11 protein-coding genes are annotated in these 13756 nt (G+C 59.0%); 5 read left to right on the forward strand and 6 right to left on the reverse strand.

Features of this window, described 5'->3' with window-relative positions:
* Window positions 1-215: 215 nt before the first annotated feature.
* The 5 genes from BW950_RS07140 to BW950_RS07160 form a co-directional block, all read right to left on the reverse strand.
* On the reverse strand, window positions 216-1316 hold the full coding sequence (locus BW950_RS07140; RefSeq protein ID WP_076488610.1) for a substrate-binding domain-containing protein: 1101 nt from the start codon (window positions 1314-1316) through the stop codon (window positions 216-218).
* Between the two features lie 135 nt (window positions 1317-1451).
* Window positions 1452-2594, reverse strand: coding sequence for a substrate-binding domain-containing protein (locus BW950_RS07145; RefSeq protein ID WP_234969050.1), 1143 nt, complete (start codon window positions 2592-2594; stop codon window positions 1452-1454).
* Window positions 2591-4120, reverse strand: a complete 1530-nt coding sequence (locus BW950_RS07150) for a helix-turn-helix domain-containing protein (RefSeq protein ID WP_076488611.1) — start codon at window positions 4118-4120, stop codon at window positions 2591-2593. The genes BW950_RS07145 and BW950_RS07150 overlap by 4 nt, the downstream gene beginning before the upstream one ends.
* Window positions 4105-5595 (reverse strand): sensor histidine kinase, encoded by a 1491-nt coding sequence (locus BW950_RS07155; RefSeq protein WP_200796801.1) that lies wholly within the window; start codon window positions 5593-5595, stop codon window positions 4105-4107. The genes BW950_RS07150 and BW950_RS07155 overlap by 16 nt, the downstream gene beginning before the upstream one ends.
* Window positions 5592-6545, reverse strand: a complete 954-nt coding sequence (locus BW950_RS07160; protein WP_076488612.1) for a sugar ABC transporter substrate-binding protein — start codon at window positions 6543-6545, stop codon at window positions 5592-5594. Before BW950_RS07160 ends, BW950_RS07155 begins: the two co-directional genes overlap by 4 nt.
* Before the next feature lie 335 nt (window positions 6546-6880).
* Between BW950_RS07160 and BW950_RS07165 the strand changes: the two genes are divergently transcribed.
* Genes BW950_RS07165 through BW950_RS07175 form a run of 3 tightly spaced genes read left to right on the forward strand, consistent with a single transcriptional unit; the run spans window position 6881 to window position 10562 of the window.
* Complete coding sequence (locus BW950_RS07165; protein WP_083943819.1) at window positions 6881-7981, forward strand: thiamine ABC transporter substrate-binding protein; 1101 nt, start codon at window positions 6881-6883, stop codon at window positions 7979-7981.
* Window positions 7960-9591 carry an ABC transporter permease gene (locus tag BW950_RS07170; RefSeq protein WP_076488613.1) on the forward strand — a complete coding sequence of 544 codons (1632 nt, stop codon included), beginning with the start codon at window positions 7960-7962 and terminating at the stop codon, window positions 9589-9591. The genes BW950_RS07165 and BW950_RS07170 overlap by 22 nt, the downstream gene beginning before the upstream one ends.
* Complete coding sequence (locus tag BW950_RS07175; RefSeq protein WP_083943820.1) at window positions 9588-10562, forward strand: ABC transporter ATP-binding protein; 975 nt, start codon at window positions 9588-9590, stop codon at window positions 10560-10562. Before BW950_RS07170 ends, BW950_RS07175 begins: the two co-directional genes overlap by 4 nt.
* Here BW950_RS07175 and BW950_RS07180 read toward each other — a convergent pair.
* A complete protein-coding gene (locus BW950_RS07180) occupies window positions 10501-11382 on the reverse strand; it encodes a GNAT family N-acetyltransferase (protein ID WP_076488615.1) in 882 nt (293 codons plus the stop codon). The genes BW950_RS07175 and BW950_RS07180 overlap by 62 nt on opposite strands.
* On the opposite strand from BW950_RS07180, the gene BW950_RS07185 reads away from it, so the two are divergent.
* Together BW950_RS07185 and mgtE are read left to right on the forward strand one after the other, a co-directional pair.
* Window positions 11381-11866, forward strand: a complete 486-nt coding sequence (locus BW950_RS07185) for a protease complex subunit PrcB family protein (protein WP_083943841.1) — start codon at window positions 11381-11383, stop codon at window positions 11864-11866. The genes BW950_RS07180 and BW950_RS07185 overlap by 2 nt on opposite strands.
* Window positions 11867-12292: 426 nt before the next feature.
* Complete coding sequence (gene mgtE, locus BW950_RS07190; RefSeq protein WP_076488617.1) at window positions 12293-13675, forward strand: magnesium transporter; 1383 nt, start codon at window positions 12293-12295, stop codon at window positions 13673-13675.
* The last annotated feature ends 81 nt before the right edge of the window (window positions 13676-13756 follow it).

Genomic DNA, 13756 nt, shown 5'->3' on the forward strand with positions numbered 1-13756 from the left:
GTTTCTGTGTTCGACGAATCCCGAAGAATCGGGCTGAAACCAGCCGGAGTTCTGGCGGGACACCGGAAGGAGGAAAACCGTATCCCCGCCATCGTCGGGAGAGCCCCCTTCCATCACCGGAAGGGGGTCCACCCATCGGGACTATTCAACGGTTTCCTGTCTGATTTACACCTTCGGGGTTACACCTCAGGCGTGTGCCCCCGGTGGATGCATTCCTAGCGAAGAGCACTCTCAGAGTAGTATCCGCTGTCGATCAAAACCTCCCGGTAGTTCTCGCGGGTCACGTTGATCGGCTCCAACAGGTAGGAACGAACAACCTTCATTCCCGTGTCGTAGGTTTCGGTATCCAGGCGGGCACCGGGAATCGAGGGGCTCCGGTCCGAGAGAAGCGCGTCGGCCAGCTTGATGGCTCCCTCAGCAAGCAGCCGGGTATCCTTGAAGACAGTCATGTACTGTCGACCGTCGCGAATAGACTGAACTGACGCGAGTTCGGCGTCCTGACCGGTTACAACAGGAAGCTTCTCCGTGGTGTCGTACTTTGCATCGGCCGCGAGAGCTTCGATAATTGCCCGAGCCAAGGTGTCGTTGGGAGCAAGAACGGCATCGAGAGTAACATCACGAGCATCGTTGCTCAGAAGGTTTTCCATGCGGGACTTGGCAACTTCAGCGCGCCAGTTTTCCGTGGCGATCCGTGTAAAAGCTCCATCGGAGGATCTTAGAGGGGCGGGTCCAACCACGTTCAGGGCACCCCGTTCGATGTGAGGCCGCAGAATCGACATGGCTCCATCGAAGAAAAAGTTCGCGTTGTTGTCCGTGGGAGATCCGGCAAAGAGGGTAATGTGCTTGGGATTATCAGCCCCCACCGCATCCAGATCCAGTTTGTCCACGATCGCCTGCCCCTGGAACTGACCAACTTTGAAGTTATCAAAAGTGATGTAGTAGTCGTAGGCATCGGAGCCGGTGATCAGCCGGTCATAGGCGATGACGATGATATCTTCGTAGGCAGCTTCCCGCACCACGGCGTTCACACCTTCGTTGATGTTTCCCACAATCAGAAGGCGGGCACCCTTGGTAATGAAATCCTGAATCTGCTGGTTCTGACGCCCCTGATCGGCGTCACCGTAGGCAACTTCGGCGGAATATCCCAGTTCCTGGGCCCCGGCGAGAAGGGCCGCTCCATCCTGCTGCCATCGCTCCACGTGGGTTTCAGGCATGGCGATTCCGATATCAAGACCACCTCTTTCCCCCTGCCCTCCGGCAAAAGAAACCGCTGCCACCAGGGCCAGCGCCGAAAGTATAAGACCAATCCGTTTCATACACACTCCTTTGTGTTGAGATTGATCCTATTGTGGAGGTGGCGAAGACCTTCGCGCTATCGGAAAAAAGACTCATCCATCGGACAAAAACCGCACCGTGTCACGGGGATTCTCCAAATCAAGACAAAAAGCGCATCAATTTTGTCCTGCTGTGGTGCGGTACACCGCTTCCTTACTGTGAAAGCCATCACGGATGACCGTCTCGTCCATGTTGTGACGGAAGACGGCCTGGGGCATCTCCACAAAAAAGGGGATCTCCTGACCACTTCCGTTATCCATATAGCGGTCCGGTTCAGGAAGCGTCCCTTCGGCAAGATCCACCGCCAGAGCAGCAGCCCGTGTAGCGAGTTGCTGTATCGGTTTATAGACAGTCATGAGCTGGATTCCCTCAACGACCCGCTGGCACGAAAGCAGATCGGCGTCCTGCCCGACCACGGCTACGCGGCCCGCCATACGCCGCTCCGCCAGAAGCTGGATTGCGGCGTTGGCGATCTGATCGTTTCCCGCTGCGATGGCATCGATATCGGTGGTACGGTCCAGAACCCGGCGAATCCGTTCTGTAGCCTCGTCGGAACTCCAGGCCTGAAGCCATATCTCGTCCACTACAGAGATATCCCCCGATGCCAAGGGCGCCTTCAGCACCTGAAAGAGCCCCTGGTTCAGAAGGTAGCTGTTATTGTCCGTCTCGGCACCGTTCACGACCAGATAGTTTCCCCGGGGAACGGCCTCTATCAGAGCTCTGCCGAAGAGCCGCCCCACCTCCTCGTTATCGAAGGATACATAGGCGCTCACGGGAACTCCCTGAATCAGCCGGTCGTAAGAGATAACCGGTATCCGCCGATCATTGGCGGTCCGCACCACCCCGGCCAGCATGGCCGTGTCGTGGGGGAGTACCACCAGAACATCGATGTCCTGGTCCAGGAGATACCGGATCTGATTAATCTGGGCCTGGGCACCGCCTGCAGAGGTTTGGAGCAGGACCTCGGCCCCGAGACGCCCGGCGGCGCTGGAAAAAATCTTTATATCCTTGTTCCACCGTTCGATAACAAAGGTGTCGGTGGCGACGGAGAAGCCGATGGTAACGCCCTTCCCGACAGGGGACCCCTCTTCCTCCTGCGCAATACCGCAGCCGCTCAGGAAGGTCATCGGCACAACGAGGAGGAGCAGAAAGAACAGGCAGGACAGGGAACCCCCGGAAACAGCTCTTCTGGCGGCCTTACCGCTGATCATGGCCCTGGTCATACCGTTGGTCATACCGTTGGTCACATCGTTGGTCATATCGTCCCCCCGGAAGATCCGTAGGCGGAGGGCGAAACACCCTTGTAGCGTTTGAACGTTCGCCCGAAATAGTTTGGATCCTGATACCCCACAGTAAAGGCAATTTCTTTCACCGACAAGCGATTTTCACGCAGGAGGCCCTCGGCGGCGGTCAGGCGACAGCGGTTCAGATAATCGTTGAAGGTTGTCCCCAGCCACTCCGAGAAGAGCCGGCTCAGATGGCCCGTGGAGACCCCCGAGAGCTCTGCCAGCTGGGCCAGGTGAAGCGGCCGGGCGTACTCTGCATTAATGTATTGGACGGCCCGCTGCAGCGGCTGGGGGAGGTTCTGCAAGGAGGCATCCCTCCCCAGGGTGATGATCAGCCCCAGGGTTCGGGCCGCCCAGGCATCCCACTCCTGACGGGTCTCGATTGAAAGAATTTGCTCTGCCGGATCTCCTGCCTGTCTGGCGGCCTCCTGATTTCCGACACGACGCTCCAGATCATCCAGCAGAAGGGTGAAGAATCCCACCAGGCGGGCCTTTGCCAGGGGGAAGGGGAAGAGGGAAAATTCCTGATCCCAGCATCGGCAGGCCTGATGATAAATATCATCCAGCGAATGGGCCCGAGCGGCCATCCTCCGCAACTTCCGAAGCTCCTGATCCTGAACCACGAAAGAATCATTGATTCCGCCCTCGTCCTGCAGACACCCTCGCCTGGCCTCGTCGCAGGAGATAAAGAGCCGATCAAAGGGTTGAACACTCCCCCGACCAACCTGAAACCCCGTCTCCGGGGGAAGTTCCTCCTGGAGGATCTTCCGGAGATACCCCTCGGATGACCCCTGTCCTGCGCATTCCGGAACAAAGAGGAGAAACAGTCCCGTGTACTCCGTCCACAGACACCGGCAACGGCGTTCGAACTTCCCAGCCACCCGAAGCAACTCGTTCCTCCCAGGCCGCTGACGTTCTCCTCCTCCCCCGATGCGGTTTCCAAAGCGGACTGCCAGGACGTAGCCCGAGTCCGACTGGAACCGGAAGAGCTGCTTGTATTTTTCCCATTGAGTCCGATCGATCGATTTCCAGGTCAGCAAGAGGAGGAAATTCTGCTCTTCCCGGGCCAGAGCTTCGGCGCTGATCTGAACCGCCTCGAGGCGTTGTTCCAGCGAGTGGCTGCGAACCTCCAGATGAGCCCGGGCGTCTTCGAGGGTTTGCAGAAAGGTTTTCTTCGAGACGGGCTTCACAAGGTAGGCAAAGACGTGAAGAGGGATCGCCCGTTGGGCCAGGTCAAACCGCTCGTAGGCTGTGGAAAGAATGTAGACGCTCTCGGGCAGGAGGCGCTGCATCTCACGAATCGTATCGAGGCCGTCTATGCCCGGCATGGCGATGTCCATGACGACAATATCGGGGGGAGTCTTTTGTGCCAGCGCCAGGGCCTCCGCCCCCGACTGGACGGCTCCGCAGAGCAAGAACTCCTCGTTGCGCTGGGAAATCATATAGGAGTAACTCTCAAGGACCGGAGCCTCGTCGTCTACCACTAGGACGGAATACATGGTTCCTCCCGGGGGTCAATCCGGATGCGGATCGCCGTGCCCTCTTCGGGGACGCTTTCCAGAGAGATCACATCCTGCCGGTTTGGGTAAAAGAAATAAAGCCGCTGAATGACATTCTCCAGCCCCATGACCCGGGAACGGCGGTCTCGATCCTGGGGTTTCCGCTGAAGCAGCTCCTCTGCCACACCGGGAGGAATACCCACCCCGTTGTCCTCCACGGAGATCTCCAGAATATCTCCATCCTCGCGGGCGCGGATCGCCACAAGGCCCTGCCGGGAAATTCCCTTAAAGGCATGGATCACCGAGTTCTCCACCAGGGGTTGCAAAATCAAGGCCGGCACGCGGCTGCAATCGGCAAGATGATCGGGGATATCCACCTGAAAGGATATGACCGCTCCAAAACGGATTCGCAGTATGTACAAGTAGGAATCAAGACCCGCCACCTCTTGGCGGAGGGGAATAATCAGGTTGCGATCACGCACGTTGTTCCGGAAAAACCGGGCCAGATGTTCCATATAATCGGCGGTGCGCTCGGCATTTTCCGTGATGGCCAACTGAACACCGGTATTCAGGGTGTTGAAGAGAAAGTGGGGGTTCATCTGGGCCTGCATGGTATAGAGTTCCATCCGTTTCAGAAGTTCTTCCATCTTCATGTTCCGAAGCTTTTCTGCCAAATAGCCCTGCTCGATCTGCTTCTGCTTGTTGATCTCGGCGATATACCGGCGTATATCGTGCTTCATGGTGTTGAAGGCCTTCACCACAACGGCAACTTCCCGGACTGCAGGGACAGAGATATCCTCACCCTCGAAGTTTCCCGAGGATATCTCACCAGCCATGAAGGCCAGGCGGTCCATGGGCTCGGTCACCCGCTGAATCACCGAGAGTATCCAGAAGAGGGAACCCAGAAAGGCGAAGGTGATCACCAGGAGGTTCCAGAAGAGGAGTCTTCGCGATGTGGCGATCACCACCTCGTAGTTGGCAAGTTCCCGTCGCAAGCCGAAGAGACTGATCTTGTCGATCTGATCGGAAATGTGTTCATTCAGCTCCTCCATGGTCTCGTACAACTCGGTGTACTGCTCAATCACCCGTCCCCGTTTCAGGAAGATGATCTCCTGGATCAGGGCGATATACGTTTCGAGATGAGAGAAGAGTTCCCGCAACTCTATATCCAGAGGATCATCGGTCAGGGGCAGGTCCTCAGGGAGCATCTCCCGCAACCGTTGTTCCTCCACCAGAAGCGCCGCAAGAGCCTGGGAAGAGCGGCTCGAAAGGTAATCCAGCAGGGGCTGACGGGAACCCACAACCTGCTGTTGAAGTTCCTGGAAGGAGATCTCCCGCTGAAACTGGTCGTTGACAATATGCTGAAGCCGCAGGGTAACACCCAGAACGTAGGTCATGGAAAGGATGATAAAGGCCAGCCCCGCAAAAACAGATACCACCAGATGCGTTCGGAGGGAATTCCTGATCAAACTCATGGGGTTCCCCTGATCATCTCGACACCGGTATCAACATATCCGGCAGAATAGCCCTCCCTGAGGTGGCTCAGAAGCACCCGGACGGCGTCAAAGCCAATCCGGTAGGGGTTCACCACGATCACCCCTGCCAGAATACCCCGGTCAAGATAATCCGAGATCGCCTTGTTCATACCCATTCCAATGATCTGGACACTCCCGACCAGGTTCAGATCGATCACCACCTGCACCGCCGCCAGGGTATCGTTGGTATCGGTGAAGACCAGCAGGTCCACCTCCGGCCCCTTGTGGAGCAGATTATAGACCAGATGCTCCGCGTCCAGGGGGTTCAGACCGGTGCGCTTTCTGATTATTGGCAAGATCAGGTGATCGGCCAGAGACGTATTGATTCCAAGCTCTACCAGGTCTTTTTCCGATTCGATTCCCGGGGATTTCTCGCTGTACACCAGGGCCATCCGCAAGGGCTCATCGGTCAGATCCTGCGCCAGCTCCCCGATCTTTCGCCCCACGTCAAACGTGTTGGTTCCTACCAGAGGCCAGGGAAGATCATCGGTCACACCGTGCTCAATAAGGACCAGAGGGATTTCCGCCCGTTTCAGCCGATCCAGGGAGGCCCTCATCTCATCCAGGTTGGAACCGGGATAGATGATCGCCCCGTCGATACCGGAATATTGCGCCAGCCGGTAGGATCTGCTCTCGGTTCCTCCCCGGTGGACCGAGAGAGCAGCCCCCAGGGAGCGGGCTGCGCGAGAGGCCCCGTTGAGAACCTCTTCGAAAAACCGGGAAGGGGAATCAGGAATAAAGAGCGCCAGGTGATACTCCTGCGGTGCGGCGGAGCTCCCCGCCCGGGAAACCGTCCCCGAAAGGGAAACGATGGTGCTAACGGAAAAATAAAGGGCAATGGAGAAGAGAAGCCCGAAGAGAAGCGTCAAAAGGCGTGGGTAGCGTTGCATAGAAAGATTCCGCCGGGAACTGTAGCATATTTTCCGTTTACTGGCGACAGCCTCTTTCCCGAAGGTCTCCCTGCCCTCAGGTTGTTGACGGAATCATGGGGGGGACCTATATTTAGCACGTAATTTCGGAGGGGTGCTGTTGCACCGGTCTCGTTGAGACGGGCAGCGGCTGAGATCACACCCAGAGAACCTGATCCAGGTAATGCTGGCGGAGGGAACATGTCCAGAGTAAAACAATCGATCCATTACCCTGAGCTGCGCCTCTCCAGCCCTGCACACCCTGCCAGGGTTTCTCCGGGTCTGCCTCCGGCACGGCACGACAAAGGAAGGACCCCATGACCATGAAACGACTCGCCCTGGTTCTGACAGCTCTGGCGATTGCAGGATTCACGTTCCCCGGAACAGCTCTCGCCCGAGGGCGGCAGGAGCAGCCCCTGGAACCCATAGAAGAACGGCGTCAGGAAACGGATTCCCTGGTGATCTATAGCTATGATTCCCTCCCGGGAACCCTGCGGAGGGCTATCACGAGCTATTTCGAGGAAGAATACGGAGTCCAGGTTGATCTGCAGCGGCTGGGTGACACCGGAGCGGTCTATACCCAGCTTTTCCTGGAACGGGAGGCACCCCGGGCAGACGCAGTAATAGGCCTCGACGCCACCTTTCTGCCCCGGTTGCACCGGGACCGCCTCCTGGAACCCTACAGACCGGAAAACCTGGAGAAGATCCCCCGGGATCTGCTGATAGACCCGGAACACTACCTTATTCCCTACGATTTCGGGTATATCAGCCTGAACTACGATAGTGCATCTCCCCTGGCTCCCCCCGAGAGCTGGAACGATCTGCTGGACTCACGCTTTGCCCGGCAAATCATCATGCTCAATCCCGCCACAAGCTCGCCGGGTCGCAACTTTCTGCTCCTGACGGTGGCGGAGTTTGGCGACAATGAAGCGGGCATAGCCGGGCAGAACAGCTCCTTCCCGGGGGACTACCGCGATTTCTGGGAGGCCCTGCGCCCCAATATCCTTACCGTCACGGGAGGCTGGTCCGATGGGTACGGCCTCTATACCCAGGGGGAAGCGCCCCTGGTGGTAAGCTACGAGACAAGTCCCGCCTACCACCGCCACTTCGAGGAGACCCACCGCTACGAGAGCGTCCTCCTCGAGGGGGGCGCGTATATGCAGATAGAGGCGGCAGGGATCGTCCGGGGAGCCCGAAACCGGCTGAACGCCGAACGACTCCTGGAGTTTCTCCTGTCCCGGCCTTTCCAGGAGCTGATCCCCCTCTCGCAGATCATGTATCCCGTGCACCCCGAGGCGGAGCTTCCCGAGGCCTTTACCGCCGGAGATCCCGTGGAACGGCCCCTCTCCCTGGAGAACCACCTCATCGAGGCCCATTTCGACCGCTGGCTTGAGACATGGGAAGACGTCCTGCGCTAGCCCTTCTGATCTTCCTGGCCCTCCTGGTTCCGCCCGTGGTGGCGGTCCTGGGGGCGGGAGTTCTCGACCAGGGCTTCTCCTCCTGGACCGGGGAGGCCCTGCGAGTACTCTCCCGGCCTTCAACCTGGCGAAGCGTCCGGTTTGGCTTCGTCCAGGCGGCGCTCTCGGCAACGCTGTCCCTGGGCTTGGCCCTTCCCGGGGCCTATTTTCTGGCAAACCTGCGCTTTCCCGGCCGAAGGATCGCCGAAAGCCTCACGCTTCTTCCTTTTGTTCTTCCCAGCCTGGTGGTAATCCTGGCAGTGATCAGCTTCTACGGACGCCAGGGGGTGGCGAATCGAATCCTCGGGACAGATATCACCCTGGTCTACAGCGCGGCGGGGATCATCATCGCCCATGTGATGTTCAACTACGCCGTGGCCCTCAGGACAGTAGCTGGTGGATGGCGCCGCCTGGACGACCGGCTGAGGGAGGTCTCGCTCAGTCTGGGAGAATCCTCCCCCGGAAGAAGCTGCCGCCTCTACGCACCACTCCTGGCCCCCTCGCTGTTCTCGGCCTGGGCTGTGGTCTTTCTCTACTGCTTTGTGAGTTTCGGCGTGGTCCTGGTCTTTGGAGGAGTCCGCTACGCGACGCTGGAAGTGAGGATCTTCCAGGAGATGTTCACCAACCTGAACCTGGGAGCTGCCGGTGTCCTGGCTTTCCTGCAGCTTCTTCTGTGTGCTGCCGTGGTTCTCCTGCTTCAACTTCTGGCCGACCGTCATGTCCGCCCTCCCCGGGAAGGACAGGTACGAACCATCGCTTTGTGGAAGGACGCCTCCCGGACCCGGCGGCTGGTCTGCTCTCTCTATTGGGGAACCCTGGGGCTCTTTCTCTTTGGTCCCCTGGCGGCAATTCTCGTGCGGTCTCTCCGCCCCGGAGGAATCTCCTCCGCCTGGTCACTTGCGGCCTTCCGGGCGCTCCGAACAGGGAAAATCGGCGAGCGGGAAGTCTATGAGATTATTCGGGCCACCTTTCCCGAGGTGGTGGCCACCAGCCTGGGTATCGCTGCGCTCTCGGCACTGATTACGGTTCTGCTTTCCCTGGCAGCGGCCCGCAGTCTGCGCGGTCTCCGAACCCCCTGGGTGGACACCATGACGAAGATGCCTCTGGCAGTATCGAGCGTCACCTTCAGCCTGGGCATGCGCCTTCTCTGGCGCGGGGTGATTCCTTCGGGACCGCTCATTGTGATCACCCAGGCGGTGATGGCCTTTCCCCTGGTTTTTGCAACGGTTCGCTCGGCCCTGGAGGCGATCCCCCTGAGGTATCTGGAAACGGCCCGAAGCCTGGGAGCCTCCCGGTGGACCAGGATCACCACGGTGGAACTTCCCCTGTTGCGGCGGGGGCTGGTCAACGCCTACACCTTCGCCTTTGCCCTGAGCCTGGCCGATTTCACGGCCGTACTCACGATCGGCCGCGGTGAGATTGTCACCTTTCCCGTGGCAATGTACCGCCTGATCGGGTTTCAGAGCTTCGATGTAGCACTCGCTCTGGGGGTCTGGTATATTCTCGTCGTGGCAGCGGCCTTTCTTGTGATCGACGCCACCTCTACAACCCGATCCAAGGAGTGGCTGTGATTCATTTGTCGGACATCGTCCGGGAGTATCCCGATTTCCGCCTTGCCCTCGATCTCTCGGTGACCCGGGAGGAGCTGGTTACCCTGCTCGGTCATAGCGGGAGCGGGAAGACCACCACCTTGCGAATCCTGGCGGGGTTCGAGAAAGCCCACCGGGGTTCGATCATCCTGAACGGTCGGGACGTAACCAATCTCCCGCCGGAGGAGCGGGGCCTGGGCTACGTTTTTCAGGACTATACCCTGTTCCCCCACCTCGATGTGAGCCAGAATATCGCCTACGGTCTCAGGGTTCAAGGACGGCCCCGCCCGGAGCAACGCCACCGCGTGGAGGAACTTCTGGAGCTGGTGGGACTCGGAGGGTTCGGGAAGCGCCCCGTGCACACCCTCTCCGGCGGAGAACAGCAGCGCGTGGCCGTTGCCCGGGCCCTTGCTCCGGGGCCGGAAGCGTTGCTCCTGGACGAACCCTTCTCGGCGATTGATCCGGAACGTCGGGCCTCTCTGCGGCGGCATCTCCTGAGGGTGCAGCGGGAGTTGCGCATTCCCACAGTTTTTGTCACCCACAGCAGGACCGAGGCACTCTACCTCTCGGACCGGATTTTCCTGCTCCGCCAGGGGATCCTGGAGGATCAGGGAACTCCCCTGGAACTCTACGAGCGGCCCCGCACAGAGTACGCCGCCCGCTTTCTGGGGGCTGCCAATATTATCCCCGGCATGTTCAACGCTCCCGGATCGGCCACGGATAAACGCCCCCACATGATTCGCCCCGAGCACCTGCGCCTGGACAGCCGGGGCCCCCTGTCGGGCCGCGTAACCGAAGAAGGCTACTACGGTTCCTGGTGGGAGTACAAAGTGGAAACTTCTCTGGGAGAGTTAACCCTGACGACACGGCAGAACCTCTCCCGGGGGGAGCTTATCCGGCTCGATCTTCCCCGGGAACACCAGATCCCTCTTGAGCCTTCGCCCGGGACCTGATCCGGCCGTCCTCTCCGGAAAGATCGGGAGCACCCCGTTCCAGCAGGAGCCGGGCAGCCTCTGTCGCCCGGGGGAGGGGCGCCGGCATCTGCCGGGCAGCCGCCCGGTATCTCCGGAGAAACTCCTGCCTGCCCAGTGGATGCCCACCCAGGCGATATTTGTAATCCACCTCCATCCCCAGATCCCAGAAACAGAAACCCTGGCGCTCGAGAAGCCGGGCCAGGGAACCCATCTGGACCGAGCCGGCTCCATCGCGACTGTGAAACCCCGAGAGACTTGTATACACCGCGCCGCAGCGATACCCTACCTCGCCGGCCACAACCTGACCCTCGCCGGTACGGAGCGCCACCCCATGAACCGAGACGCCTCGCAGGGGAACCCGGTGAAGGGCCAGCAATGCTTCCTGGAAGGCCGGAAGCAGCCAGTTCTCCCGATGTTGCCGGGCAATCCCCCGGAAAATATCGGGAATATCCTGGTCAACCGAGAGGAAGAGATCCTCTCGTCGCCCCCGTCGCCGGGTGCTCCGCGAGACATGGAGATTCCCGAAGTCCAGGACCATTCGGCGATGGTGGCACTTTATCAGAAGCAGGGATTTCCCTCCCGAGCTGACAGCCATGGGAAGATATCCCCGGGAGCAGCAGGCAGCGATCATTTCGGGGTCCATGCGGGAGGAGAGGCAAAACTCCCCTCCCTCCGAGGCCAGGAGCCGGGGAATCCGGGAGAGGAGTTCTTCCTGATCGAGCAAAAACAGTGGTACCACGGCGATACTATAGAAACGAAACCGGTCTGTGGCCAGCCGATGTGGTATATTTATCTCCATGAAAGACGTCAGAAACTGCAGAATCGCTCCGGTGATGGCACTGGTTCCGGGTATCCTTCTCCTGGCAGGGATCTTTTTCCTCCCCTGGCCTGCCCATGCAGGAGGGGAACGGGAAAACGCTGCTTCCGAGCGGGTTCTCTCTGCCGGTAACGACGGGGGACGGCGTGCTGCCATTCACATCATCCGGTCCCGGGAGGACCTGGACAAGGCCGACCTGTCGCCGGAAATGATCCGCAAGATATCCCGATCCCTGGACTTCTCCAATGAGGCGGCAATCGTCTTTTTCGCGGGAACCCGCACCACCGGAGGGTACCAGCTTGAGCTGGAACGAGTCTCCCGCACCTCCCGGGAATTGACAATCCATATCGCCGAGAAAGGGCCCGATCCGGACCAGGTGGTGACCCAGGCGCTCACCTTTCCCCACATCGTCATTGTTGTGAAAGATCCGCCTCCTGCCATAGCCGTCCAAGGTCCCCAGCGGTAACCATCACCTGAAGAGCCCCGAAGGGTGCTTTTTGCTGGCGCCCCTGTGGAAAGAGGTCTATACTTGATAACACACCCGCCATAGGGGTCCCTGAGCCGCACCTGGTTCACGGGGCCCCTCACCCTGCCCCCCTTGTCAAGCCATATTTCAGGGCATTTTTTCTTCCCTTCCCTCGTGACAGACCGGGCAGGTGTGTATTATTATTTTCTGCAATCCTGCCGTCGGCAGAAACCCATCTCGTACCCTGAGGAGAACCCGTGAGCGATAGTGAAGGCGATCCTGGACCTTTGCGAGCGGCAGGAGGATACGAGAGGGAAAAAGCCCGGCGCTGATTCATCCCTCGCCTCCTGGTCTTCAACAGCCCCGTTGTGTGTGCTTCTTTATTTTTGTTTCTCCGTTCTATTTCTTCGTTTCTGGAGGTGAATCATGACAGCAGAAGAGTTGGAAACCCTGGACATCGCTGAGCTCCTTTCAACAGGGGACGAAACAACCCTGCGCCAGTTCTGCGTCGGGACGCAGCCTGTAATCATCGCTGACCATGTCTCGAATCTGCCGTCCGAAGACCTGCGGTTCGTCCTGCGCCATGCCTCACCAGAAACCCGCGCCGAGGTCTTCAGCCATCTCCACCCCGAGACACAGCTGGATCTGGTGGATCTCCTTTCCCGGGACGAGATGATCAGCCTCTTCACCCACCTCCCTCCCGACGACAGGGCCGATCTCTACAAGCGCCTCCCCGACGAGCGGACCGACGCAATCCTTCCTGCCCTGGCTCAGGCAGAACGGGAGGATATACGCCGCCTTACCTCCTACGAGGAAGGAACTGCCGGTTCCGTCATGACGTCCGATTACGCCTCGATTCCACCGAATCTCACGGCGGAACAATCCATTGAGTATCTGCGTACCATCGCCCCCGACCGGGAAACGATCTACTACGCCTACGTTGTGGACGACCAGCGGCGGCTCATGGGGTTTGTCTCGCTGAAAGATATCATCCTGGCGCCCCGGCACCGAAAGATCTCGGAAATCATGCACCAGGACATGATCTCCATATCGGTGGAGGAAGATCAGGAGAAGGCCGCCCGCAAGATTCAGAAGTACGACCTCCTGGCGCTTCCCGTGATCGATCAGAGCGAAGCTCTGGTGGGGATCATTACTCACGACGACGCGATCGACGTTATCACGCAGGAACAGACCGAGGATATGGAAAAACTCATGGCTATCGCCGGACGCCATGAGGCAGGAGTCTATATGAGAACCTCCGCCTGGGGGCACTTCCGAAACCGCTCTGTCTGGGTTGCCGGACTGGCAGTGCTGGGCCTTGCGTCGGGGTTCATCGTGCAGAACTTCGAGGGCTTTCTGCTCCAGTTTGCAATTTTTGCCGCCTTTATGCCCATGCTGGCCGACACGGGAGGAAACACCGGAAGTCAGTCTGCGTCCCTGGTGATTCGGGCTCTGGCACTGAACGAGATAACCCCCAGGGACGCTTTTCGGGTAATCCTCAAGGAGGTGCACGTCGGGGTCTACCTGGGGATACTTCTGGCGGCCCTTGCGTTTGGACGGGTCATGCTCATGGGAGCCGGATCAACTATTCCCGAAGAATACATGCTTATCCAGATTGCTGTGGCAATAGCTGCTGCCCTGGGGTTTCAGGTGGTATCGGCAACCCTGATCGGAGCGATGCTTCCCCTGGTTGTGGCCCGCTTCAATAAAGACCCGGCAGTAATCGCCAGCCCCGCCCTGACAACTATCGTTGACATCACGGGTCTTTTGATATATTTCTATACTGCCCAGTTTATATTAAAGGTTTAGCGCTCACCGGGCACTCATCACAGCGCGCGCACCCACACAACGGGCTCCAAGAGGCACTCTGTAATCACGACATGACAGATA

The organism is Alkalispirochaeta americana, from assembly GCF_900156105.1.
Taxonomy (GTDB): Bacteria; Spirochaetota; Spirochaetia; order DSM-27196; family Alkalispirochaetaceae; genus Alkalispirochaeta; species Alkalispirochaeta americana.